The organism is Aurantimonas sp. A2-1-M11 (assembly GCF_036549475.1).
Taxonomy (GTDB): Bacteria; Pseudomonadota; Alphaproteobacteria; order Rhizobiales; family Rhizobiaceae; genus Aurantimonas.
In genome coordinates this window covers 1-25,467 of the sequence record NZ_JAZHLI010000006.1, presented here as the reverse complement: position 1 = coordinate 25,467, position 25,467 = coordinate 1, and the positions used below count along the sequence as shown (strand labels likewise).

General features: G+C 68.3%; 20 protein-coding genes. 15 read left to right on the top strand and 5 right to left on the bottom strand.

Translation table 11 applies throughout. The features are described from left to right. The first annotated feature begins 41 nt into the window (after nt 1–41). The 4 genes from VQ042_RS04180 to VQ042_RS04165 all read left to right on the top strand — a co-directional run bounded on the left by VQ042_RS04180 (nt 42) and on the right by VQ042_RS04165 (nt 5,352). Nucleotides 42–1,088 (top strand): aldo/keto reductase, encoded by a 1,047-nt coding sequence (locus VQ042_RS04180; protein ID WP_331815899.1) that lies wholly within the window; start codon nt 42–44, stop codon nt 1,086–1,088. Between the two features lie 124 nt (nt 1,089–1,212). Then, nucleotides 1,213–2,181 (top strand): TAXI family TRAP transporter solute-binding subunit, encoded by a 969-nt coding sequence (locus VQ042_RS04175; protein WP_331815897.1) that lies wholly within the window; start codon nt 1,213–1,215, stop codon nt 2,179–2,181. A 119-nt stretch (nt 2,182–2,300) separates the two neighbouring features. Beyond that, a complete protein-coding gene (locus VQ042_RS04170; protein WP_331815895.1) occupies nt 2,301–4,094 on the top strand; it encodes a TRAP transporter permease in 1,794 nt (597 codons plus the stop codon). Between the two features lie 133 nt (nt 4,095–4,227). After that, nucleotides 4,228–5,352, top strand: coding sequence for a zinc-dependent alcohol dehydrogenase family protein (locus tag VQ042_RS04165; protein WP_331816098.1), 1,125 nt, complete (start codon nt 4,228–4,230; stop codon nt 5,350–5,352). A gap of 58 nt (nt 5,353–5,410) precedes the next feature. On the opposite strand, the gene VQ042_RS04160 is transcribed toward VQ042_RS04165, so the two are convergent. Both VQ042_RS04160 and VQ042_RS04155 read right to left on the bottom strand, forming a co-directional pair. Further along, nucleotides 5,411–5,755: an antibiotic biosynthesis monooxygenase family protein gene (locus VQ042_RS04160; RefSeq protein ID WP_331815893.1), complete on the bottom strand. Its 345-nt coding sequence runs from the start codon at nt 5,753–5,755 to the stop codon at nt 5,411–5,413. A gap of 23 nt (nt 5,756–5,778) precedes the next feature. After that, nucleotides 5,779–7,923, bottom strand: coding sequence for a TonB-dependent hemoglobin/transferrin/lactoferrin family receptor (locus tag VQ042_RS04155; RefSeq protein ID WP_331815891.1), 2,145 nt, complete (start codon nt 7,921–7,923; stop codon nt 5,779–5,781). 212 nt (nt 7,924–8,135) lie between these two features. On the opposite strand from VQ042_RS04155, the gene hemP reads away from it, so the two are divergent. The 7 genes from hemP to VQ042_RS04120 all read left to right on the top strand — a co-directional run bounded on the left by hemP (nt 8,136) and on the right by VQ042_RS04120 (nt 15,334). Continuing rightward, nucleotides 8,136–8,321 (top strand): hemin uptake protein HemP, encoded by a 186-nt coding sequence (gene hemP, locus VQ042_RS04150; RefSeq protein WP_442880023.1) that lies wholly within the window; start codon nt 8,136–8,138, stop codon nt 8,319–8,321. A gap of 10 nt (nt 8,322–8,331) precedes the next feature. After that, nucleotides 8,332–9,279, top strand: coding sequence for a heme/hemin ABC transporter substrate-binding protein (locus VQ042_RS04145; protein WP_331815889.1), 948 nt, complete (start codon nt 8,332–8,334; stop codon nt 9,277–9,279). A 23-nt stretch (nt 9,280–9,302) separates the two neighbouring features. Beyond that, a complete protein-coding gene (locus VQ042_RS04140) occupies nt 9,303–10,382 on the top strand; it encodes a FecCD family ABC transporter permease (RefSeq protein ID WP_442880028.1) in 1,080 nt (359 codons plus the stop codon). After that, nucleotides 10,382–11,194 (top strand): heme ABC transporter ATP-binding protein, encoded by an 813-nt coding sequence (locus tag VQ042_RS04135; protein ID WP_331815885.1) that lies wholly within the window; start codon nt 10,382–10,384, stop codon nt 11,192–11,194. The genes VQ042_RS04140 and VQ042_RS04135 overlap by 1 nt, the downstream gene beginning before the upstream one ends. Nucleotides 11,195–11,360: 166 nt before the next feature. After that, entirely contained in the window at nt 11,361–12,416 is a 1,056-nt protein-coding gene (locus tag VQ042_RS04130) for a catalase family peroxidase (protein WP_331815883.1), read from the top strand. A 19-nt stretch (nt 12,417–12,435) separates the two neighbouring features. Beyond that, nucleotides 12,436–12,762, top strand: a complete 327-nt coding sequence (locus tag VQ042_RS04125) for a methylamine utilization protein (RefSeq protein ID WP_331815881.1) — start codon at nt 12,436–12,438, stop codon at nt 12,760–12,762. Between the two features lie 52 nt (nt 12,763–12,814). Beyond that, entirely contained in the window at nt 12,815–15,334 is a 2,520-nt protein-coding gene (locus tag VQ042_RS04120; RefSeq protein ID WP_331815879.1) for an EAL domain-containing protein, read from the top strand. Between the two features lie 4 nt (nt 15,335–15,338). Here VQ042_RS04120 and VQ042_RS04115 read toward each other — a convergent pair whose 3' ends face one another. Together VQ042_RS04115 and VQ042_RS04110 are read right to left on the bottom strand one after the other, a co-directional pair. Then, entirely contained in the window at nt 15,339–16,610 is a 1,272-nt protein-coding gene (locus tag VQ042_RS04115) for an MFS transporter (protein ID WP_331815877.1), read from the bottom strand. A 20-nt stretch (nt 16,611–16,630) separates the two neighbouring features. Continuing rightward, the gene (locus VQ042_RS04110; protein ID WP_331815875.1) at nt 16,631–17,518 is read right to left on the bottom strand and encodes a dienelactone hydrolase family protein; all 888 of its coding nucleotides are present in this window, start codon (nt 17,516–17,518) and stop codon (nt 16,631–16,633) included. 242 nt (nt 17,519–17,760) lie between these two features. On the opposite strand from VQ042_RS04110, the gene VQ042_RS04105 reads away from it, so the two are divergent. Beyond that, nucleotides 17,761–20,400: an ATP-dependent helicase gene (locus tag VQ042_RS04105; RefSeq protein ID WP_331816094.1), complete on the top strand. Its 2,640-nt coding sequence runs from the start codon at nt 17,761–17,763 to the stop codon at nt 20,398–20,400. An 81-nt stretch (nt 20,401–20,481) separates the two neighbouring features. Further along, nucleotides 20,482–21,687, top strand: a complete 1,206-nt coding sequence (locus VQ042_RS04100; RefSeq protein WP_331815873.1) for an NAD(P)/FAD-dependent oxidoreductase — start codon at nt 20,482–20,484, stop codon at nt 21,685–21,687. Here the strand turns inward: VQ042_RS04100 and VQ042_RS04095 are convergent. Next, nucleotides 21,662–22,735: a serine/threonine protein kinase gene (locus VQ042_RS04095; protein ID WP_331815871.1), complete on the bottom strand. Its 1,074-nt coding sequence runs from the start codon at nt 22,733–22,735 to the stop codon at nt 21,662–21,664. The two genes, VQ042_RS04100 and VQ042_RS04095, sit on opposite strands and share 26 nt — an antisense overlap. A gap of 116 nt (nt 22,736–22,851) precedes the next feature. On the opposite strand from VQ042_RS04095, the gene VQ042_RS04090 reads away from it, so the two are divergent. Both VQ042_RS04090 and VQ042_RS04085 read left to right on the top strand, forming a co-directional pair. Beyond that, the gene (locus VQ042_RS04090) at nt 22,852–23,352 is read left to right on the top strand and encodes a cupin domain-containing protein (protein ID WP_331815869.1); all 501 of its coding nucleotides are present in this window, start codon (nt 22,852–22,854) and stop codon (nt 23,350–23,352) included. A 203-nt stretch (nt 23,353–23,555) separates the two neighbouring features. After that, a complete protein-coding gene (locus VQ042_RS04085) occupies nt 23,556–25,292 on the top strand; it encodes a chloride channel protein (RefSeq protein WP_331815867.1) in 1,737 nt (578 codons plus the stop codon). Nucleotides 25,293–25,467: the final 175 nt, after the last annotated feature.

Below are 25,467 nucleotides of genomic sequence, written 5' to 3'. Positions count from 1 at the left end.
AGGTTCCGCCGCAATTCGATTCCCCCACAGCGAGGACATGCATGAAGTACCGTCCACTCGGCCGGACCGGCCTGAGCGTCAGCGAGATCTGCCTCGGCACCATGACCTGGGGAAGCCAGAACAGCGAAGCCGAGGGCCATCAGCAGATGGACGCCGCGGTGGAGGCGGGCGTCAATTTCTTCGATGCCGCCGAAATGTATCCGACGACGCCGATGACGGCCGAGACGGTGGGCCGCACCGAGGAGATCATCGGCAGCTGGTTCGCGGCTTCGGGCAAGCGGGACGACATCGTCCTGGCCAGCAAGATCACCGGACAGGGCAATGCCAAGGTGCGGGGCGGCGAGCCGATCACCGGCGCCAGCGTGAAGGCAGCGGCGGAGGCCAGCCTGAAGCGGCTGCAGACCGACCGGATCGACCTTTACCAGCTGCACTGGCCGAACCGCGGCTCCTACCATTTCCGCCAGTCCTGGACCTACGATCCGAGCGGCCAGGACCGCGAGGCGGTGCGTGCCAACATGGTGGAGGTGCTAGAAGCGCTCGACGAACTGGTGCAGGCCGGCAAGATCGGCCATGTCGGCCTGTCCAACGAGACCTGCTGGGGCACGCAGCAATACCTGCAGATCGCCGGGTCCGTGGGCCTGCCGCGGATCGCCTCGATCCAGAACGAATACAGCCTGATGCACCGGCTGTTCGATCTCGACCTGGCGGAACTGGCCGTGAACGAGGATGTCGGCTTGCTGGCCTATTCGCCGCTCGCCGCCGGCCTTCTGACCGGCAAGTACAGCGGCGGCGCGAGCCCCGAGGGTGCGCGGCTCGCCGTCAACGACAACGCGCTCGGTGGCCGCTATACGCCCGAGAACGCCGCGATCGCCGACGCCTACGGCGCGGTGGCGCGCAAGCACGGCCTCGATGTCTGCCAGATGGCGATCGCCTTCTGCCTGAGCCGGCCGTTCACCACGGCGGCCATCATCGGCGCGACCAATCTGAACCAGCTGCGCAACAACATCGCGGCGGTCGAGGTCACGCTGGGCGAGGATGTGATGGCCGAGATCGTGGCGCTGCACCGGCGCTACCCGATCCCGATGTGATCGATCGGCCGGCCGTCGGAGAGTCCGGGGCCGGCGGCCGGACTTGACAGACGGGCCGCCGCTGCCGACAGCGTCGGTCGGGACAGGCGCCACGCATGGCGAAACGACAATGGGAGGAATGACAATGCATTCGACAGGTCTGAAGGCGATTGCCGCGGCTGCGGCCGCACTCGTGGCGGGGCTGCATGCCGCGCCGGCGGCGGCCGAGGAGCGGATCTCCTACAAATCCGCCAAGAGCGGGACGTCCTACTACCAGATGGGCGTGGAGCTCGCGAACGCGGTCAAGGCCGGCACCGACGGCGAGGTCATCGTCACCGTCGAGGAGAGCCAAGGCTCCGTCCAGAACGTCATGGAAGCGGCGGCCCGCTCCGGCAGCTACGTCTTCACGGCGCCGCCGGGACTGGTCTCTGCCGCCGCCGCCGGCACCGGACCCTTCGCCGAGCGCCAGAATCCGCGCTTTGCCGAGATCCGCTCGCTGTTTCCGATTCCGTCGCTGACCATGCATTTCGTCATGCGCGGCGATGCCGGCGCGCGCTCGCTGGAGGACATGGCCGGCAAGACCATCCTGCTCGGCAAGGGCTCCTTCGGCGCCACCGAGGGCGAGAAATATCTCGACCTGTTCGGCCTGACCGACAAGGTGACCGTCGCCGACGCCGAACTCGGCAACGCATCGGACGCACTCAAGAACGGCCAGATCGACGGCTTCGTCACGGCGGGCTCCTTCCCCGCGCCGAACGTCATCGAGGCGTCGGCCAGCACGCCGGTGAGCCTCATCACCCTGACCGACGAGCAGGTGAGCGAAACCGGGCGCACCCGGCAGGTGATCCCGGCCGGCACCTATGCCGGGGTCGATGAGGACACGATCACCACCTCGCTGCCGGTCATCGCCTTCACCACAACCGGGACCAGCGAGGAGGCCGCCTATCTCCTGACCAAGACCTTCTGGGAACAGAAGGCGGCGATGGGCGAGCAGGCCCGCTGGTGGAACGCGGTGACGCCGGAGCTGCTGGAAGGCAGCGGCGTCGCGCTGCATCCGGGCGCGGCGCGCTACTACGAGGAAGCCGGGATCGACCTTCCGGACGATCTGCGCTGAGGCTGAAGCGCTTGCGCCCGTAACCGACACCGCCCGATCCGGCCCCGACAGCGCGCGACGCTGCCGGGGCCGGATCATGCCTGCGAAGCGCCGTCCCCGGGCCGCGCAAGGATGATCCAATGACGACGATGGAAGCCGACGACGCGGCCGCGCGCACTCCGATCCGGTTCGTCTGGCCGGCGCTCGGCGTGCTCTCCGTCGCCTTCCATCTCGGGCTGATCTTCAGCGGCCTCGTGCCGGCGCTCGTCGCGCGGCCGATCCACATGGCGCTGGCGCTGCCCTGGCTCTTCGTCTTTCTGGCACAGAGCCGTGCGCAGCTCTGGTCGGGCTGGGTCCTCCTCGTTCTCGGCGAGATCGCCTGCCTGTACATCGCGCTGAACGCCGAGGCGCTGTCCGACCAGTACGGCTTCATCGACAACGGCCCCCAGATGGCGATGGCCGTCACGCTGATCGTGGTGACGCTGGAAATGGCGCGGCGGGCGATCGGCTGGCCGCTGCCGCTGGTCGCGCTGCTGTGTCTGGCCTATGGCATGTTCGGCGAATACGTGCCCGGCGAATTCGGCCATCCCGGCTTTCCGCTTCCCAGCTTCCTCGGCACCATGACCATCACCGAGGGCGGCATCTGGGGCTCGCTGACCGGGGTCTCCGTCGGCATCGTCTCGATCTTCGTCATCCTGGGCGCGGTGCTGAATGCCGGCGAGGCCGGCCAAGGCTTCATGAACCTGGCCACGCTGGCGGCGGGCCGCCTGCGCGGCGGCGCGGGCAAGGTCTCGGTCCTGTCCTCGGCGATGTTCGGCTCTATCTCCGGCTCGGCCTCGGCCAATGTCGCCTCGACCGGCGCTGTGACCATTCCGGCCATGACGCGGCTCGGCTATCCGCGCGCGCTGGCCGGTGCGGTCGAGGCGGTGGCTTCGTCGGGCGGCCAGATCATGCCGCCGCTGATGGGGGCGGGAGCCTTCGTCATGGTCGAACTCACCGGTTCGCCCTACGCCACCATCATGGCCGCGGCGCTGCCGCCGGCTGTCCTGTACTTCATGACGACATGGATCGGCATCGACCTGTTCGCCCGCCGCTACGATCTGGGCGCCGTCGACGCGGCGGATCGCCCGAAGTTGCGCGACGTCGTCATCACCTCGCTGTTCTTCGCGGTGCCATTCGGCGTTCTCCTGGAGCGCATGTTCGTCGGCGGCTTCACGCCGCAATATGCGGCGTGCCTGGCCATCCTCGCCGCGACACTCCTGCTCTTCGCCAATGTTCGCGGCGAGATCTCCGTGCGCCGCTTCGTCGAACGGGCGGGCAATGCCGCGGTCTCCGCCGGCCAGCAGATCGCGGTGATCGGTGCGATCATCATCTGCGCCTCCATCGTCATCGGCGTCCTCGGCATGACGGGGCTCGGCGTGAAGGTCACCTCGACGATCCTGTCGGTGGCCGACGATTCCCTGTGGCCCGCCCTGCTGCTGACGGCGATCGCCTGCATCCTGCTCGGCATGGAGGTGCCGACGACGGCGGCCTACGTGATCTGCGTGACGATTGCCGGGCCGGCGCTGGAGCGGCTGGGCATCGAGCCGCTGCTGGCGCATCTCTTCGTGTTCTGGTTCGCGCTCCTGTCGACGATCACCCCGCCGGTCTGCGGCGCGGTGTTCATCGCCGCGGGCATGGTGGGCGAGAACTGGCTGAAGGTCGCGGGCTCGGCAATGCGCCTGGGCATCGGCCTCTATGTCATCCCGCTGGCGATGATCGCCAATCCGGCGATCATCCACATGGCCGACCAGCCGGCCGATGCGGCCATCGCCTTCGTCAAGATCGCCATCGCGCTGTGGGCACTGTCGCTGGCCTTCATCTGGCGAGGCCCGGTCTGGCTGCGGCTTGCCGCCGGCCTCGGCGGGCTCGTCGTCTGCTTCATACCGGTCTGAGGGATCGCAGGCCGGTCTGGCTGATTGCCAAGCCGGGACCCCGATGCGACATCTCTGGCCGGTCGCAGCGAACGGACGGCCAGGGGCGGACGATCGCAGCAACATGCCTGAGGGGAGGACAGAGATGACGACCATCACCACGCGCGCGGCGGTGCTGCGCAAATCGCCAGTCGAGGGGCCCTACGCGACGTCGCGGCCGCTCTCCATCGAGACCGTCGCACTGGCGCAGCCCGGCTTCGGCGAGGTGCAGGTGCGCATCAAGGCTGCCGGCCTGTGCCATTCCGACCTGTCGGTGATCGACGGCGTACGGCCGCGGCCGACCCCGATGGTGCTCGGCCATGAGGCCGCCGGCATCGTCGAGACGGTCGGCGCGGGCGTCGACGATCTGGTGCCGGGCGACCACGTGGTGATGGTGTTCGTGCCGTCCTGCGGCCATTGCAGCCCCTGCGCCGAAGGGCGGCCGGCCTTGTGCGAGCCGGGCAATGCCCGCAACGGCGAGGGCACGCTCCTGTCGGGCGAGCGCCGCCTGTCGATGGACGGCCAGCCGGTGCACCATCATCTCGGCGTCTCGGCCTTTGCCGAGCGTGCGGTCCTGTCGCGCCGTTCGGTGATCAGGATCGATCCGGAACTGCCGCTGGAGATCGCGGCGCTGTTCGGCTGCGCGGTGCTGACCGGCGTCGGCGCGGTGGTGAACACCGGCCGGGTCAAGGCGGGCGAGACGGTCGCCGTGGTCGGGCTCGGCGGCGTCGGCCTCAGCGCAGTCCTGGGCGCGGTCGCGGCCGGTGCGTCCCGGATCATCGCCGTCGACCTGCAGGCCGACAAGCTGGACATGGCGAAGTCGCTGGGCGCGACGGACATCTTCAATGCCGGCGAGGACGGCGCGGCGGATACGGTGCGCGCGGCGACCGGGGGCGGGGTCGACCATGCCTTCGAGATGGCGGGGTCGGCGCGGGCTCTGGAACTCGCCTTCGCCATCACCCGGCGCGGCGGGGCCACGGTGACGGCCGGGCTGACGCCGCCGACGGCGACCATGGCGCTGTCGCCGCTGAAGCTCGTCGCCGAGGAACGCACGCTGAAGGGCAGCTATGTGGGAAGCTGCATCCCGAGCCGCGACATCCCGCGCTACATCGCCCTGTATCGCGCTGGACGGCTGCCGGTGGACCGGCTGTTGACCAGCCGCGGCACGCTTGACGACATCAACGAAGGCTTCGACGCCCTCGCGGCTGGCCGCACCGTCCGCCACGTGGTCCTGATGTAGCGTCGGCATTGGTGCCGGCGGCACACTGAAAGTTGCGCCGCCGGCCTGTTTCCAGTGTTCAGCCGGTGGCTGCGAGATCGGCCGTTTCGAGGCCAGGGATCGTCTGGACGACGGTAAAGCCCTCGAATTCGGGATGGCCGAGATACATCGGCTGACGTTCGCCGGCGCTGCGATGGGCGGCGCGGAACGCCTCCGACCGGGTCCAGCCGGTAAACGCCGCCTCGTCGGCCCAGATCGTGTGCGAGGCGAAGAGGACGTGATCCTCCCGAACGGGGCCGCGCAGCAAATGGAACTCGACGAAGCCGGGCACCGTCTGGAGCTGGGATTCGCGGTTGCGCCAGACGGCCTCGAACGCCTCCTCCTGTCCGGGAAGCACCTTGAAGCGGTTCATTGCGATGTACATGGTCTCATCCTTGTCTGTTGCTGTCAGCTCTCGACGCCGAACTTGATGCTCACGCCGAACATCGCCTCGAAGCCGGGTGCCGGTTCGGTCTCGCTCGCCGGGAAGCCCGAATAGGCTTGGTATTGCCGGTCGAAGAGATTGCGGATGCTGGCGTCGAAGCGGGTGTTCTCGTTGGGCTCGTAGGCGACGAAGAGGTCGAAGACGTCGTAGCTGTCCGAGACGAGGGTCGGATCGGTGACGTCGTCCTTGGCTGCCACGGCGTGCCAGCGGCCGCCGAAGGTCAGCTTCTCGTCCAGCGCCCGGAAGCCGAGCGTCGTCGTCAGCTTGTCGGGATAGACCGAGTTGAGGGGATCGCCGTTGCGGCGGTTCTCGCCGTCGATCATCGCGCCGGCCAGGCCGACATAGCCCCAGCGCCAGTCGTAGCTGGCTTCCAGCTCGACGCCTTCCAGCCGCGCTTCGTCGATGTTCTGGTACTGCAGCGCATCGTAGGGAAGGCGGGCGAAGCAGACCGGGCCGCGGCCGGCAAGGCAGGGATTGACGACGCCGGCACGGTCGATCGTGGCATATTCGATGTAGTCGTCGACATCGTTGCGGAAGACCGACAGCTTGGCGCGCAGGCCGTCGCCGCCGACGAGGACATCATCGTAGGACAGGTTCACGCCCGCCTCCAGCGTCCGCCCGACTTCCGGCGACAGGCCGGCGTTCGGGAGCAGCTCGAAAGCGGCCGGTGCCGGATGCAGGCCCGAGACGACGGCCTCGTTGAGCGTCGGCGAGCGGAGCCCCTCGGCATAGGTGCCGTAGATCTGGAAACCCTGCACCGGCGTGAGGCCGACGCTGAGCTTCGGCGAGAAGCGGTCGCCGGTGTTCTCCTCGGTCGTGACGGTGCTGGTCAGGTCGAAATGGTCGATGCGTCCGCCGGCGATCACTTCGAGCCAGGTCTCGTATTCGAACTTCGCCTGGACGAAGCCGCCATAGACCTCGCGCGTGCCGGAGGGCGTGAAGAGCTCGGTGGAGCCGACGTCGTCATGGGTTTCCACCTCGTCGCGGAAATAGTCGACGCCATAGGTGAGGGTCGTCGGCACGATGCCGAGATCGAAGCGCGAGGCGTTGTAGAGATCGAAGCCGGTGGTCGCGACCTCGACGTCGCGGCGCGCCGCGGCGGCGTCCCGGTCAATCTGCGTGTAGTCGGTCTCGTTGCGGTAGAGATTGAAGGTCAGGTCGACCAGCGGGGTGTCGGGGCTGAGGAAGCTGTAGCCCAGGCGGTAGGTGGCGTTGCGCACGTCGGTGTCGCGATCGGTGCCGCCGCCCGTCGAGGAGACGAAGTCGTTGTCGTAGATCACGCCGGACAGGGTGATCTCGTGTCCGTCGGCCGGCCGCAGGCGTGCCTTCAGGACGCCCGAGCGCACGTCGAAGCCGGTGTTGTCGACGTCGTTGCCGTCACCGTCATGGAAATCGTCCTCGTCGCGATAGACGAAGGCGCCGTAGACATCGGCCCGGTCGCCGAGCCGCACGCCGGCCTCCAGCTTGCCCAGCCAGTCCGGCCCGTTGGTGCCGTAGACCGTTCCCATACGCGCCGCATAGCGCTCGGACGGCGTCAGCAGGTCTTCCAGCTCCAGTGTCCGCAACGCCACCACGCCGCCGATCGCGCCGGAGCCATAGGCATTGGCCACCGGGCCGCGGATCACATCGATGCCGCCCAGCAAGGCGGGGTCGACATAGACGAGATTGTTGTCGAGATGGCCCTGCACGCCGAAATTCTGGCGCGCGCCGTCGATCATCACATTGACACGGCCGGAATCGCGCAGGCCCCGCACGGCGATCGACACGCCGGGATCGTCGCCGTCGCTGGTGGTGGAGACGCCGGGGATCGTCTCGAGAATCTCCTCCAGGTCGCCGGAATTGTAGCGGGCGATCTCGTCGCGGCCGACGATGCTGACGCCGCCGAGGCTCTGGATGGGGCTCTCGAGCCCGCGATTGGCGAGGATCGAGACCTCGTCGAGCTGGATCGTCGTGCCGTCGTCGAGGACCAGCGTCGCGCCCGGTTCACCGGCGGTCTGCGTGTCCTGTGCCGTGGCGGCCGATGCGAGGACGAGGAGCGATGCGCCCGCCATCATCGGAAGAAGGAGGGGGAGTGTCGCGCCGCCGTGGCGCCCGTCTGGATGGGCCATGATTTCCCGCTGTCGTTGGAGAGGGTTACGGGCTGGCTGGCTACGGTCAGGTGCGGCTGGCTGGCGTTCGAAGGCACCCGGTGACGTGACCGTCGTGCCCTGCTTGCATTCGATATTTAATATGATTATCATAGTCAACATATTGCCACAAAACTGGCAAAGCCCGACGCGGGAAAGGTTTCCGCGCCGGGCCAGCGTTGATGAGGATGCCTATGTCGGAAGAAATGGCCTCGAAGCTGCAGGTGGCAGGCGGCCATGCAGACCGGCGCAAACAGACGCTGCCCGTGCTGAACGCCGCCGATCTGTTCTCGACCGGCCGGGAAATCCTGATCCGGCATGCCGACGACATCTACCGGCTGCGGCTGACGTCCAACAACAAGCTCATCCTGACCAAATAGGGCATCCCGCATGACGACAATTTCGCGCCGCTTCCAGATCACCGCGACATGGCTGTCGCTGCTGCCGGCGATGGCCGGCCCGGCGATGGCGGATAGCCACAGCGTGACCGACGCTCTTGGACGCACGGTCGAGATCGCCGACACGTCGCGGATCGTCTCCATCGGCGGGGCAGTGACCGAAATCCTCGACGCCCTCGGCATGGCCGAAAACGTCGTCGCCGTGGACACGACCAGCACCTATCCCGCCGCAATGGAAGACAAGCCCGACGTCGGCTACATGCGGGCGCTGGCGGCCGAGGGCATCCTGGCGCTCGACCCCAGCCTCATCGTCGCCATCGAGGGGGCCGGACCGCCCGCCGTGCTCGACGTCCTGGAAGCGGCGTCCGTTCCCTTCGTGAACATTCCCGACACGCCGACGCCGGAGGGGATCGCCGCAAAGATCCGCGCCGTCGCGGCTGCTGTCGGCCGGGCGGAGAAGGGCGAGGAACTGGCCGCGGCGGTCTCGGCCGATCTCGCCGCGATCACGACGGGCACCGCATCGGTGGAGAGGCGGCTGTCCGTCGCCTTCATCCTGGCGATGCGCAGCGGCGCCCCGCTGGTTGCCGGCAGCGCCACCTCGGCCGACGCCATGCTGTCGCTCGCAGGCGCCGACAACGCCTTCGCCGCCTTCGAAGGATTCAAGCCGGCAACCCCCGAGGCGACCGTCGCGTCTGCTCCCGATGCCGTCGTGACCATGGCTTCGGGCGAACACGCCGACGGGCTGGACCGCGTCCGCGCCGATCCGGCCTTCGCCACCACCCCGGCGGTCCGCCAGGATCGGCTCTACGCCCATGACGGCACCTATCTCCTGGGCTTCGGCCCGCGCACAGCCCATGCCGTGCGCGATCTCGCCGCGGACCTCTATCCCGACCTCGACCTGCCGGTTCTGCCGCCGCGGCCCTGGGTCGCGCCGCGGTGAGCGTCACCGGCGATCTTGCGGCCATGCGGTCCGGCGCAGCGGATGCCCGATCGCGCGACAGGGCCGTGCTGGCGCGCCTTGCGGTCTGCGCGACCGGGGCCATCGCGCTCGTCGTCTGTCTCGTCGCCCTGACCGTGGGCGCCGCTGGCGTTTCGCTAGGGGCGACGCTCGAGTCCGTGCTGGCGGCGACGACGGGGCAGCGGCCGGCGCTCGACCTGTCGGTCGCCACCATCGTCCTCGACATCCGGCTGCCCCGGATCCTGACCGGCATGCTGGTCGGCGCGGCCCTCGCGCTGTCGGGCGCGATGATGCAGGGGCTGTTCCGAAATCCGCTTGCCGATCCGTCGCTTGTCGGCATTTCTTCCGGCGCTGCGCTGGCCGCGGTCACCAGCATCGTCCTCGGCCATTCGGTGGCATTCTGGCTGCCGGATTTCGTCGCGCACCATCTCCTGCCCATCGCGGCTTTCATGGGCGCGCTCGGCACCACCACGATCCTCTACCGGCTCGCCACGGTGAACGGGCGCACGTCCGTCGCCGCCATGCTCCTCCTCGGCATCGCGCTGGCGGCGCTGGCCAGCGCGCTCATCGGCGTCCTCGTCTTCATCTCCGACGACCAGCAATTGCGGGAACTGACCTTCTGGACGATGGGCGGCCTGGGCGGCGCGACATGGCCCAAGCTCCTAGCGATCCTGCCGCTGATGCTGCCGGCCTTCCTCGCAGCGCCCTTCCTGGCGCGCAGCCTGAACGCCATGACGCTGGGCCACGGCGAAGCCTTCCATCTGGGCATCGACGTGCAGGTTGTGACGCGCCTGGCAATCTTCGTCATTGCCGCCGCGGTCGGCGCCGCCGTGGCCGTTTCCGGCATCATCGGCTTCGTCGGCCTGGTCGCCCCGCATCTCCTGCGCACGCTGATCGGCCCCGACCACCGCACGCTGATGCCGGCGGCCGCGCTGTTCGGCGGCAGTCTCGTCGTGGCCGCCGATACGGTGGCGCGCACCATCGTCGCGCCGGCCGAACTGCCGATCGGCATCCTGACCGCATTGGTGGGGGCGCCGTTCTTCCTGTGGCTGCTGCTGCGGCGGCGCGGCGGGATGGTCGTCTGATGCTGGAACTCTCAGGCATCTCCGTCTCGCTGGGCGGACGGGCCATTCTCGACGGTGTCGGATTTACCGTCACGGCGGGCGAATGCGTGGGGGTGATCGGCGCCAACGGGGCCGGCAAATCGACATTGATGAAGGTGCTGAGCGGCCAGTTGCGGCCGGATCGCGGGTCGGCGCGCCTCGACGGGCGCGAGCTAAGTGAGATCGGCGCCGCCGGGCTGTCGCGGCGCCGGGCCGTGGTGGCCCAGAGCGTCGACCTGTCGTTTCCCTTCACGGCCGCCGAGATCGTCCGCTTCGGCGCCGAGGCCGGCGGGGCAAGTGGCAGGCGCCGCGGGGAGATCGCGGAATCGGCGCTGGCGCAGGTGGACATGGCGGGCCATGCGCGGCAGCTGGTGCCGAGCCTGTCCGGCGGCGAGGCGCAGCGCGTGCATCTGGCCCGCGGCATCGCCCAGATCGAGGCCGCGATGGACACGGCGCAGGCGGGCCAGGTTGCCGGCGGGTATTTCCTGCTCCTCGACGAACCGACCGCCAGCCTCGATCTGCGTCACCAGGTCGAGACCCTCACGCTGGCGCGCCGTCTGGCCGGGCGCGGTATCGGAATCGTCGCCGTGCTGCACGACCTCAACCTGGCGGCCATGGCGAGCGACCGGATCGTTGCGCTCAAGGACGGCCGCGTGGTCGCCGCCGGACCGGTCGGCTCGGTCGTCGACGACGCAATGGTGGAGGTGGTCTACGGCATCGCGCTGCCGGTGGGCCGCACACCCCCGACGCTTCCCTTCTTCCTGCCCCAGATGGCGGTGACGGGAAACGGTTGACGCGCCGCGCCGCCGCCTGTGCCCTCATTCGGGTTGTGGAAGTGGCCTGGAGATTCCGACTACGGACGTCGTCGCTCAGAAAATTCGTGCAAGGCATTGAAATGTAGCAATCGCTTAATCACGCCTGTGTGAGTTTGACGGGTCTCCCATCGGCAGGATTCCCGCGATGATCAGAACAGACGACAGAAAGAGCGGTGATACGCTGCGGCGCGCGGCGGGTTGTATCGTGCTTGCCGCCGCGATCGGCATCGCAGCACCGGCTTCGGCCCAGAAGTCACCGGCCGGTTCCGGCCAGACCGAGATCGCCCGGGGCATCGTTGACGGTCTCGACAAGGTGTTCGGCGGCCCCTACGCGGGCCATCGTGCGGCACATGCCCAGGGCATCCTGCTGGACGGGATGTTTCGCCCATCCGGGCACGCGGCCTCGCTGACCCGCGCGGAGCATCTGACCGGCAGCGACGTACCGGTGCTGGTCCGCTTTTCCGATTTTGCCGGCATGCCCGAGGTGCCCGACCACGACGGCGCGGCGAATCCCAAGGGCATGGCGATCAAGTTCCTGCTGCCGGACGGCGGGTCGACCGACATCGTCGTTCATTCCTTCGACGGCTTCGCGGCCCAGACGCCCGCAGAGTTCCGGGACTTCGTTCAGGCCCTCGGCTCGAAGGATCCGCAGGTCCTTGCCGACCATCTGGCAGCGCATCCGGCAGCGCGCCGCTTCGTCGACACGCCGAAGCCGGCGCCGGTCAGTTACGCCACCGAGGCCTTCTTCGGCGTCAATGCCTTTGCCTTCACCAATGCGGCGGGCGAATCGCGCTTCGGCAAGTATCGACTGGTGCCCGAGGCCGGCGTCGCCCATCTGAGCGAGGCCGAGACGAAGGAACGGGACGCGGACTATCTGTCGCGCGACATGGCGCAGCGCATGCAGGACGGCCCGGTGCGCTTCCGGCTGCTGGTGCAGCTTGCCGGCGAGGGCGACTCCCTGACCCGCGCGGCCTTTCCCTGGCCGAAGGATCGGGAAGAGGTCGAACTCGGGACCTTTTTCCTGACCGGCTTCGCGGAAAATGCGGCGGCGCGCCAGCGCGACCTCCTGTTCACGCCGCTCAGTCTGGTCGGCGGCATCGCCCCGTCGGACGATCCCATGCTGATCTCACGCACGCGCAGCTATCGCCTTTCCCATGACCGTCGCCGTACGCGCGATCCGGTCGTGGCCGACTCGCAATAGCAACCGGAGAGGCTCTCTCGTGATCCGACTTCTCGCCTGTGCCGCCACGTGCGGCTTTGCCCTGCCGATCGTCGCCGCCATGGCGGCCGGTCAGATGGTCGTCATCGACCAGATCGACCGGATGTTCGATCGCAAGGTCGTCGCGATCGGCACGGGCGACATGCTGCGCTTCACCAATCGCGACGAATTCCTGCACCAGATCTATGTCGAGTCCGCTGGCTTCAGCTTCGATTCCGACGAGCAGGCTCCCGGCGAGATCATCGACGTGACCTTCCCGCGCCGGGGCGAGTACGAGGTTCGCTGCGGCATCCATCCGCGCATGAGCCTCGCAGTATCGGTCGAATAGTGGTCGGCAGATTCACCGCCTCTCCAGGCATCGGCACAAAGAGACCGACCCCATGCCCATCAGGTTGAAGCTTCTCGTCGGGTGTCTGTGCCTGAGCCTTGTCACGCTCGGACTGGGTGTCTTCGCGCAGTACTCGCAGCGCGAAGCCGGAGGTCTGGCCACCCGGATCTACGACGAGGCCCTGCTGTCACTCAGCTATCTGCGTTCGGCCCAGAACTCGCTGATCCAGATCGATCGGGATGATCTGCAACTGCGGCTGGGAATGGCGGGCCTGGACGGCGAAACCCGGTTGTCCGCCAGGAGCGCCCTGTCGACGGTCCTGCCGGACATCATGGCGGATCTCGACGTGGCGTCGGAGCGGGCGATGTCACCGGGCGGCCGCGCCAAGATCGGCGAGATCCGCACCGAGCTGCGGTCGCTCCAGGCGGATTTCAACGAGCTGCCTCCAGGGGAGATCCAGACGCGGTTTTCCGAAATCGACACCGCATTCGATACGGCCGTGGAGATCCTGGCGGGGGACGGCTATCGTTTCCGCCGCGAGGTCGGCGACCTGATCGAGGCCTCCATGCGCAGCACCCAGGCCGCCATGGCAGCGGCCGTGGCGCTGGCGGTGATCATCTCGCTGCTTCTGTCGCGGATGATCGTGCCACCCCTGCGCCGGGCGGTGCAGGTGGCCGAATCCATCGCCCACGGCAAACTGGACAATGCGATCGTCCCGCGCGGGCACGACGAGACCGCACAGCTGATGCGGGCGCTGGCGACGATGCAGGGCAGCATCAGCGAGCATATCGGGCGCATCAAGGAGCTGATGGCCAAGCAGGCCGACAGCTATGACAGTCACATCGCCCTCCAGAACAACCGCTTCGAGGCGGCGCTCCACAACATGACGCAGGGTCTGTGCATGTTCGACAGCGAGGAGCGGCTGATCGTGTTCAACCGCCGGTTTGCGGAGATGTTCGGCGGGCTGCAGATCGGCGCCTCGGCCCGGCAGGTGATGCTCGATCCGGATATCCAGCACCTCCTGGCGCCCGGCCCTGGCGGCAACGTCACCCACGAACTGCCCGACGGGCGGATGATTGCGACCTCGCGGCAGGCGATCGCCGGCGGCGGCTGGGTCGACACCTTCGAGGACGTGACCGAACGCTACCACGCCCAGGCCAAGCTATCCCACATGGCGCTGCACGATGCGCTTACCGGCCTGCCCAACCGCGTGCAGTTCCGCGAGCGGCTCGAGGACGTCACCCGCACGCGGCGCGGCGTGGCGAGCACCACGGTGCTGTGCCTCGATCTCGACGGATTCAAGACCGTCAACGACACGCTCGGCCATCCGACCGGCGACGCCCTCCTGCGCGCCGCTGCCGCACGGCTGCAGTCCTGCGTGCGGCGGGACGACCTGGTCGCCCGGGTCGGCGGCGACGAATTCTCCATCATCCAGTCAGCCGGCGATCCGCGTCTGGCCGCCGAGGCACTGGCCACGCGCATCCTCGCCGCCTTCGTCGAGCCGTTCCCGATCGACGGACGCCAGATCTGCGTCGGCGTCAGCGTGGGCATCTTCGTCACGGCCGAAATGGCGGAAGCCGGCGAGCCGATCGATCCCGACACGATCATCAAGAGTGCCGACGTCGCCTTGTACCGGGCCAAGGCTGACGGGCGCGGCACGTTCCGCTTCTTCGAACCGCACATGGATGCCGGTCTCGACGCGCGCCGGCAACTGGAGCTTGATCTGCGGCTGGCGATCGACAACGACGAGTTCACGCTGTTCTACCAACCCTTCGTGGATGTCGAACGGCAGGCCGTCACAGGCTTCGAGGCGCTGCTGCGCTGGCACCATCCGCAGCGCGGCCTGGTGTCGCCCGCCGAGTTCATTCCCGTCGCCGAGGATTGCGGGCTGATGGGACCGATCGGAAGCTGGGCGCTGGAGGCGGCCTGCCGGCAGGCAGCGGAATGGCCGTCGCATCTGTCCATTTCGGTCAATCTCTCGCCGGTGCAGTTTCGTGATGCGGGCCTGGCGAAAAAGGTGGAAACCATCCTGGAGCGTACGGGACTGCCACACAAGCGCCTGCGGATCGAGGTGACGGAATCGCTGCTGCTGCAGGATTCGTCGAAGGTGCTCGCGACGCTGGAGCGGATGCGGGACCGCGGCATCGGCATCTCGATGGACGATTTCGGCACAGGTTATTCCTCGCTCGGCTATCTCAGCCGCTTCCCCTTCGACAAGATCAAGATCGACCAGTCCTTCGTCCGCAGGATCGAGGACCGCGAGAACCTGGCGATCATCCGCGCCGTGATCAGCCTCAGCCGGGCCATGGACCTGACGGTGATCGCCGAAGGCGTCGAGACGGCCGCGCAACGCGACATCCTGCTGCGGGAAGGCTGCCACGAGATGCAGGGCTACTTCTTCAGCCGACCGAAGCCGGCAGACGAACTGGCGCTCACGCTCCTGAGCGCCGGGGGACAGATCGTCGGGCTGGAACCGGACGCGACGCGCGATGCGACCGGGGAGGTCGTTGCGCTGGCGCTCTTTGCCAAGCCCGAACCCGAGCAGCCGCTGCTGCTGGCCAAGCTCGCCTGACGGCTCAGGCCGGTTCCGGCGAGGCGGCACGCGCTGCCGAGAGCCGCAGGGCAACGCGATAGCATACCAGTCCGACGAGGGTGAGGGCTGCGACGGCCACCAGCGCGAAGTCGTAGCCGCCGGCCGCCCACAAGAGCGAGCCGATGAAGGGCGACAGCGCGTAGGCCACCAGATACGGCACCGCCATCGCGCCGCTGATCGCGCCGAAATGGGCCTGGCCCAGGATCTCCCGCGTCATCACCGGCCGCATGATGCTGAGCACGCCGTAGCCGCTGCCCTGCAGGACGACGAAGGCAATAACCAGCAAGGGCGCAAATTCCGCCGCGATCAGGCAGAGCGTCGCCGTCATGACGAAGGCGAAGGACAGCGTGGCCACGAGGCCATTGGACAGCCGGCCTCCGCCCAGCATGAGGGCGAGCCGGCCGGCCACCTGCATCGGCCCGATCATGGCGGCGGCGAGGACGGCGATGTCGAGGCCGACGCCCCTGTCGGCGAGCATCGGCAGAAGATGGTTCAGCACCACCCCATGATTGAAGCCGAGCAGGGAGAAGCCGGCGGCGAGATACCAGAAGAGCGGTCGGCGCACGAGTTCTGCGACCGGACGGGGCGGAGCGGTTGGGCCTGCGACCGGATCGGTAAGCTCTGTGGCCGCGGCGCCCTCCGGTGCCTCGGCACGCCGGGGGCTGGCCGTGTCCTCCGGCAGGTATTCCATTCCCCGTTCCAGGCCGCGCGCGCCGAGGAGGATCAGCGGGACCCCGCAGAAGCCGACCAGTGCGGCGAACAGCCAGACCGCGCCCTGCCACCCGGCCAGTTCCGCCATCCAGTGATTGAGCGGAAAGGAGAGGGTGCCGGCAAAGCCGGCCAGCAAGGTGATACGGGTGATCGCCGGCCGCGCGGCGGTTCCGAGGACTCGCGTGACCAGGGCGAAGCAGGGTTCGTAGAGGCAGCCGCCCATCGCCGCGCCGATGCCGAGCCAGAGCAGGGCGAAGACGGGGAGCGATCCGGCAAAGGGCAGCAGCGCCAGCAGCACCGCCCCGGCCAGGGCCGAGCCGGCCATGATGGCCGGGCCGTGGCCCCGGTCGATCGTCCGTCCCGCCAGCGGCGACACCAGCGCCGACACGATCACCGCCGCGGCGAAGGCCGCGGTGAGCCAGGTCTTCGGCCAGCCGGCATCGGCCTCCCAGCGCAGGAGCAGCGCCGGAAAGAGATAGTAGAAGCCGGCCCAGACGATGGTTTCACCCAAGGCAAGGCAAAGGATGGCGCGGGACGCGCTCACGGGGAGATTCCGATGCTGGATCAGCCCGCGAGATGGTCCTTCAGGAAGCGCACCGTGCGGCCCCAGGCGAGTTCGGCGGCCTCCGCATCGTAGCGGGCCTCGGAGGTATCGTTGTTGAAGGCGTGGTTGACCCCGTCATAGACATGGATCTCGTGGGTGGTGCCGGCCGCCTCCAGCGCGGCGCGATAGGCGTCGATGCCGGCATTGATGCGCTGGTCGAGGCCGGCATAGTGCAGCAGCATGGCCGCCTCGATATCGGCGACGCCGTCGCCATCGGGCTGGCGGCCGTAATAGGCGATCCCGGCGGCCAGCTCCGGATCGGCGACGGCGAGGTCGTTGACGAGACCGCCGCCCCAACAGAAGCCCACCGCCCCGACGCGCCTGGTGCTGTCCTGGCGCCCGGCAAGCCACTGCCGCGCGGCCACGGCGTTGCCGATGCGCCCCTCGGCGTCGAGCTGGCCGATCATCTCGCGCGCCCTGTCCTCGTCCGGCGGCGTACCGCCGGCCGGCGACAGGAAGTCGGGCGCCACGACGAGGAAGCCTTCCAGCGCCAGCCGCCGGGCGACGTCCTGGATGTGGCCGTTGAGGCCGCGGTTCTCGTGGATCACCAGCACGCAGGGCAGGGCCGTGTCGGCCGCGTCGGCAGGCCGGGCCACATAGGCTTTCATCTCGCCGGTGGTGCCGGGGAAGGTGGCCCAGACGGCGGACAGGCGGGAATCGTCCGGCGCGACCATGGCGGCGCGGGCGCTGGAGGCGGCCATCAGCGGCACGATCGCTGCGGCAGCCGTCGCCGATCCCGCCAGCGCGGTCAGCCGGCACATGAAGCCGCGACGATCCAGCGTCAGGTGCGTGTATTCGTCATAGGCGTCGATCATCGCCTGGGTGATCGTCGGGGTCCTGTCGTCCATGATCGCCTGCTCCATCGCGTTCGGCCCATACTAGCCGGTCGCGATCCTGGTGCAACGAAGGTCCCGCGCATTGTGCGCCGGATGCGTTCGGCGACTTGCTGGCGTGATGGTTGCCCGGACCGCCGTGCGCCCGACAGGACGCTCTAACCCGTTGAATCTCCGCGTCGTGCTTCCCGAGGATCGATTCCGATTTTCGGGCCGTTGCTGTAGTGTTCCGCGCGCGAAGTCTTACATTGGCGCTGATGACAGATTTCGACGAATCAACCGGGGTCCCGCCGGCCCGTCCCGGCGGCATCGCCGCCCGTGCGCTGTCGGCTCGCGGCGTCGTGCGCAACGCCGGCGCGCCGGACTATCTCTCAGGCCTCAACGCGGAACAGCGCGCGGCGGTGGAAACCACCGAGGGACCGGTGCTGGTGCTGGCCGGCGCCGGCACCGGCAAGACGCGCGTGCTGACGACGCGCATCGCCCATATCCTGGCCACCGGCCGGGCCTGGCCCTCGCAGATCCTCGCCGTGACCTTCACCAACAAGGCGGCGCGCGAGATGAAGCAGCGCATCGGCCTCCTCGTCGGCGAGCAGGTCGAGGGCATGCCGTGGCTCGGCACCTTCCACTCCATCGGCGTCAAGATCCTGCGGCGCCACGCCGAGCTGGCGGGGCTGAAGTCGAACTTCACGATCCTCGATACCGACGACCAGATCCGGCTGATCAAGCAGCTCATTCAGGCCGAGGGCCTGGACGACAAGCGCTGGCCGGCCCGCACCTTCGCCAACATGCTGGATGGCTGGAAGAACAAGGCACTGACGCCGAAGGACATTCCCGAGGGGGACGCGCGTGCCTTCGCCAATGGCAAGGGCCGGGAGCTCTATGCGGCCTACCAGGCACGGCTGAAGGCGCTCAACGCCTGCGACTTCGGCGATCTGCTGCTGCATCCCATCGCAATCTTCCGGACCCATACGGATCTGCTGGGCGAGTATCACGACCGCTTCCGCTACATCCTGGTCGACGAGTACCAGGACACCAACGTCGCCCAGTATCTGTGGCTGCGCCTGCTCGCCCAGCGTCCGAAGCAGCGTGACGAGGCTTCAAGCAAGGTGATCTCCCCCACAAGGGGGGAGATCAGCCCGTCGCCCGCGTTGCCCGCCGCGCAAGGCAGCGACCGGGGGAGCCGTCCGCCCGTCAACATCTGCTGCGTCGGCGACGACGACCAGTCGATCTATGGCTGGCGCGGCGCCGAGGTGGACAACATCCTGCGCTTCGACAAGGATTTTCCCGGCGCGACTGTGATCCGGCTGGAGCGCAACTACCGCTCGACCGCCCACATCCTGGGCGCGGCCTCGCACCTGATCGCCCACAACGAGGACCGGCTCGGCAAGACCCTGTTCACCGACCATTCCGACCCCGAGCACCAGAAGGTCGAGGTCAATGCCGGCTGGGATTCGGAGGAAGAGGCCCGGGCGATCGGCGAGGCGATCGAGGATCTGCAGCGGCGCAACGACCACAACCTCAACGACATGGCGATCCTGGTGCGCGCCTCGTTCCAGATGCGCGAGTTTGAGGACCGCTTCGTCACCATGGGCCTGAACTACCGCGTCATCGGCGGCCCGCGCTTCTACGAGCGCATGGAGGTGCGCGACGCGCTGGCCTATTTCCGCTGCGTCTGCCAGCCGGCCGACGACCTCGCCTTCGAGCGCATCGTCAACACACCCAAGCGCGGCCTCGGCGACGCGACCATGCGGCTTCTGCACGACTATGCGCGCGCCCGCGGCGTGCCGCTGATCGCGGCGGCCGGCGAGATGGTGGAGACCGAGGAACTGAAGCCCAAGCCGCGCAACGCGCTGCGCAGGGTGGTCACCGACCTGATGCGCTGGGCCGAGCAGCTTCCCACCGCCAAGCACACCGAACTCGCCGAGCAGATCCTCGAGGAATCCGGCTACACCGAGATGTGGCAGAACGACCGCTCGGCCGAGGCGCCGGGGCGGCTGGAAAACCTCAAGGAACTCGTCCGCTCCATGGAGGCCTACGACACGCTGCCCTCCTTCCTGGAGCATGTCGCACTGGTCATGGACACCGAGCAGAACGCCGAGATGGACGCCGTCTCGATCATGACGCTGCACGCGGCCAAGGGGCTGGAGTTCGAGACGGTGTTCCTGCCCGGCTGGGAAGAGGGGCTGTTTCCCCACCAGCGCGCGCTCGACGAGGGCGGTCGCTCCGGCCTCGAGGAAGAGCGCCGGCTGGCCTATGTGGGCCTGACCCGCGGCAAGCAGCGGGTGAAGATCTGGTTCGTCTCCAACCGGCGCATCCACGGGATGTGGCAATCGACCGTTCCCTCGCGCTTCCTCGACGAACTGCCCGAGGCGCATGTCGAGGTGATGGAGGCCAACACCTCCTATGGTGGCTACGGCGCCGGCGGCTTCGGTGGCTACGGCGCGAGCCGCTGGGATGGCGCGGCGGCCTTCCAGGAAGGTGCCTACACGACGCCGGGCTGGCGGCGGGCCCAGGCGGCCAATGCCGGCTTTGCCGGGGGCAATGGCGGGCGCGGCCGGGGCGGCGACGGCTGGTCCGGTGGGCGGACCCGCGAGATCAGCTATGACGATGGCGGGGTTCGCGGCGGCCAGCCTGGCGGCAAGGGGCACAACCAGCCGCCGCGCACCGGCTTCGGCCTCAACGCCTCGGCCCGCAAGGGCGGCCCGCGCGACATCGAGGGCGAGCTGGTGGCCAAGTCCGTCGCCACCGAGGAGAGCCGCTTTGCCGCCGGGGACCGGGTCTTCCACATGAAGTTCGGCAACGGCACCGTCGCCAGCGTCGAGGGCAACAAGCTGACCGTCGATTTTGACAAGGCCGGCCAGAAGCGCGTTCTCGAAGGCTTCGTCAACGGGGCTTGAGCGGCAGACGGCGGCGCTCTCTGCTGGTTCGCGCCCTTATGGGCCGCGCCGGAGCGTCCACGCATTCCACACAAGGCGATGATGGATTACGACGCGATCATTCTGGGCGCCGGCGGCGCGGGGCTCCTGGCGGCTGCGACGGCGGGGCAGGCGGGCGCGCGGGTGCTCGTCATCGACCATGCGGACGCGCCGGGAAAGAAAATCCTGATCTCGGGCGGCGGGCGCTGCAACTTCACCAACCGCGAGACGGAGCCGCGCTGCTACCTCTCGCAGAACCCGCATTTCGCCAAGTCGGCGCTCAGCCGCTACACCCAGTGGGACTTTCTGGCGCTGGTCGAGCGCCATGGCATCGCCTGGCACGAAAAGACCCTCGGCCAGCTCTTCTGCGACGGATCGGCGAGGCAGATCGTCGACATGCTGCTAGCGGAATGCGAGGCCGGCCGCGTCGAGATCGCGCTGTCGACGCCGGTCGGCGAGATCGGCCATGCCGACGGCCGCTTCCAGGTGGGCCGCGCGTCGGCACCCGCGCTGGTCGTCGCCACCGGCGGGCCGTCGATCCCGAAGATGGGGGCGACCGGCAAGGCCTACGAGATCGCCGCGCGTTTCGGCCTGAACGTCGTCACGCCGCGGCCCGCTTTGGTCCCGCTGACGCTGGGACCGGACGAAATGCTGTTCCGGAAGATTTCCGGCGTGTCCTGCCCGGCGGTGGCGCGGGTCGGCGACGTCGCCTTCGAGGAGGCGGCGCTGTTCACCCACAAGGGGCTGTCCGGCCCAGCCATCCTGCAGGTGTCGTCCTATTGGGCGCCGGGCGAGACCATCGCGCTGACCGTGGTCAAGGACGCCGCCGAGATGCTGCGGGCGGCCAAGCGGCGGATGCCGCGCGCACACATGAAGGCGGCGCTGGCCGAGCGGCTTCCCAACCGCCTTGCCGATGCCCTGGCCGAGCGCATCGGCGAGCCGCGCGAGCTCGGCAGCATCACCGATGCCGAACTGGGCGTAGCCGCCGAAACGCTGACGCGGCTCACCTTCCGCCCGACCGGCACCGAGGGACTCGCCAAGGCCGAGGTGACCGCCGGCGGGATCGACACCGCCGAACTGTCGTCCAAGACCATGGAGGCGCGCCGCGTGCCGGGCCTCTACGCCATCGGCGAGGCCGTGGACGTGACCGGCTGGCTCGGCGGCTACAATTTCCAGTGGGCCTGGTCTTCGGGCGTCGCCGCCGGCCAGGCGATCGCGGGACAGCTGGGGCTGCCCCCTGCGTCTATCCCTTCAGCCGGCGGTCGGTGAAGTTGCGGCGGTCCTCGGCGATGCGCAGGGTGGCGGCGAGGGCGGCCTCGTCCCGGGCGACGGCCGGGATGCGCTCGACCTGATTGATTGCCACCAGCCGCAGGAGATCCTCGCGGACCGTGCCGCTGGCGTCGCGAGGCAGGGCGGCGACCGCCTGAACGAGGTCCGGGCGCGGGCGCGGTGCCCCGCGCAGCCGGCGCTCCAGCGCCGACCCGTCCGTGCCGGGCGCGGGCTCGGCAAACAGGTAGAGGCCGATGCCGCGCTGGCGCGGATAAGGGTACGGCACGAGCGCGAATCCGGTGATGGCGGGGTCGGCCGCGAGCCGGGCCATGATTGCCTTGCCGTCGGTGTCCATCCGGTCCCCGGTCCCCTCGCCGTCGGACCAGTTGAAGATCCCGCGGGTCACCAGATTGTAGACGGGTTTGAAGGAGGCCATCCAGATCCGCGCCGGCAGGCTCTTGGTCGCCAGCATTCGCCGTTCGGCCGGGGTCAGCGCCTCGCGGCAGAAGCTGCGCTTGTGCTTGAGGAGGTGGCGCAGGTCCTCGCGCGCCAGGAGGCGGAACAGGCGGGTACGGCGGGGAAAGACGGTGGCGAGCTGCATGTCGATCAGCGCCGCCTTGCCATCCGGGGTCATCAGCCAGTTCTGGGGCTTGGCCAGATCGTTGTGGGTGATGCCTGCCCGGTGCAGGCTGCGCAGCAGCCGCTTGGCATCGCGGAAATAGGCGGTGTTGCCCTTCGGCCGGGCGACATGCAGCGGCGTGCCCTCGATCCAGGAACGGTACAGCGCATTGGAATCGACGCCCAGGAGCTTCGGCGTGCCGTCCACCGGCGCGAGCTTCTGCAAGGCGCGGATCTCGCGGCCTGCCAGATGCCAGGCGAAGCGGCGAACCCAGGGGGCGGCGCCCGCGACGCGGCGGCGGGTGACGATCGTCTCCGGCGCATCGGCCATGTGCCCCGCCGAGATCTCGCCGAAGACGTCGCGCTTCAGCACGGTGTCGACGACGAATGGAGCGGCAAGCGCGGGATGCGGGAGACGATGGTGTGGCATGGACCTCGTGGACCGGACAGGAACCTTGCCTAGCTCTTCTGCAAACCAGGCCATTTCTCGCGGCGCCATGTCCCTGGTGCCGCTCATGGCGTCATCATCGATGCTAGCGAGGCAAAATGGAAGTCGTCACACATCATCTGCCCGACGATACGGAAATTCCGAGCAGCCATCTGCCCCTGCTCGTCCTGCCCCAGGCTGTCCCTGCGGAAGACGCGAGCTCTGCGGCGATGGCCCGACGCTTCACCGACAATGGCTGGCAGGGGACGTGGACCTACACGGTCTTCGACTACTGGCACTTCCATGCACAGGGGCACGAAGTGCTGGGCTGTGTCGGCGGCGAGGCGGTGATCGGCTTCGGCGGCGACGGCGGCGTTCAGGCAAGGATGCGGCCGGGCGACGTGGTGATGATCCCGGCAGGGGTGGGCCATCGGCGGCTGTCGGCGAGCCCGGATTTCGCCGTTGTCGGCGCCTATCCGCCCGGCCAGAACGGCGCGATCCTGCGGCCCGGCGACGGCGACATGGGCGCCGTACGGGCGCAGATCGCGGCTCTGGGCTTGCCGGAGCGCGACCCGGTCAGCGGCGAGCGGCCGGGTTGCCTGGCGGCGTGGAAGGACTAAACTCCACGGGAATGCGTGGGGACGCGCGGCAAATCTTCCCCTTACGGTCTTTTCATAGGCCGGTGAGGGTGAAATAGAAGGGGACCTTACAGCCAGCCCGATCCATTCCAACAGCGTTCCTTGCGATCATGTCCGTCGAAAGCCCGTCTGCCCAACCCGTTGCGTCGTTCGCACCGGAGGCGGAGGCGCCGCCGGACCGGGAGATGTCGCTGCCGATCATGCTGGTGCTGGCGCTGGTCGTCGGAATCGTCGCCGGCCTCGGCGCGATCGTGTTCAAGTATCTGATCGCATTCATCTACAATCTGGCCTTCTACGGGCAGTTCAACCTGCACCTCGAGCCCAACGCCTATGGCGCGCCGAGCCCCTGGGGCATGGGCATCATCCTGGTGCCGGTGCTGGGTGGTCTCGTCGTCGTCTGGCTGGTGCGCAACTTCGCGCCCGAGGCCAAGGGCCATGGCGTGCCCGAGGTCATGTACGCGATCTATCACCAGAACGGGAACGTGCGCGGCGTCGTCGCTGTGGTGAAGTCGCTGGCCTCGGCGATCTCCATCGGCACCGGCGCCTCGGTCGGGCGCGAGGGGCCGATCATCCAGATCGGCTCGTCCTTCGGCTCGACCTTCGGACGGGCGCTGGGCCTCGTGCGACACCAGAAGATCACGCTGCTCTCGGCCGGTGCCGGCGCCGGCATCGCCGCGACCTTCAACACGCCGCTCGGCGGCGTGCTGTTCGCCTCCGAGGTGCTGCTGCCGGAGATCTCGGCCCGCACCTTCCTGCCGGTGGTCGTGGCGACCGCGACTTCCACCTATGTCTACCGCCTGGCCATGGGCATCGAATCGGCCTTCATCGTGCCGCTCGGCGGGCTGCCCGAAGGCATGGCGGTCAATGGCGCCGAGCTTCTTCTGTCGGCCATCCTCGGCGCGGTCATGGGCGTGGCCGCCTGGGCCTTCGTCAAGCTGCTCGCCAAATCCGAGGACGTGTTCGAGGGATCGCGCCTCAATCCCTATGTCCAGAACGTCATCGGCATGACCGCCGTCGGCGTGATGGGCTATCTGTTCCTGACCTGGACCGGCCACTACCACATCTATTCGGTCGGCTATTCCACCATCCAGGACATCATCAGCGGCGGCGACATGACCGTCGCGGTGCTGCTCATGCTGTTCGTCGGCAAGCTGGTGGCCACCTGCCTCAGCCTCGGCGCCGGCGCCTCGGGCGGGATCTTCTCGCCGAGCCTGTTCATGGGCGCGGCACTGGGCGGCGCGATCGGCCTGATCGGCAACACGCTTTTGCCGGGCGCCGGGCTGACGATGGAGACCTTCGCCATCATCGGGATGGGGGCGATGGTCGGCGGCGCCACCAGTGCGGCGATGACGGCGATCGTGATGATCTTCGAGATGACCCGCGACTACGACATCATCCTGCCGCTGGTGCTGGCCGTGGCGATTGCCATCGGCGTGCGGCGCTCGCTGATTGTGGCCGATATCTACACGATCAAGCTGAGGTACCGCGGCCGTCCGATCCCCACCGACCGCACCACCAACATGTTCATGGTGCAGCCGGTGACGGAGGTCATGTCGAAGACCTTCGAGATCCTGCCGGGCAGCATGACGGTCTCGGAGGCGCTCAAGCGTATCGATGTCGAGACCTCGCGGGTGATCCTTACCGACGGCAACCGCATCACCGGCTTCGTGCGATTCGGCACCATCCCGTACCGCGCCGACCGCTTCACCACCCAGACGCTGGACGACATCGGCTCGTCGGAATTCATCCTCGCCTCCACGGTTCACAATCTGAATACGGTCGTGACCCGGATGAACCGTCGCAACCGCTCCTATGCGATCGTGGTGAACGAGACCCGCGGCGTGCCGCGGCCGGAGGACATCGCCGGCGTCATCAGCCGCGAGGAACTGGCCAACGCCGTCGTGCGCAACCATTACGGCTGACATGCGCTCTGCTCGCGCGTGACCGGCACGGTCCGTCGTCCAATGGGGGGCGCGGGGAATGGCAGGGGAATCGGGTGAGTTGCATTTCACGAGATGAGGCTGACGAGGAATTTTTCGTTCCACCCGGCCTTCAATCGTTTGTTGGTCATCGACAGTTTGGCGGGATTCCGCCGCA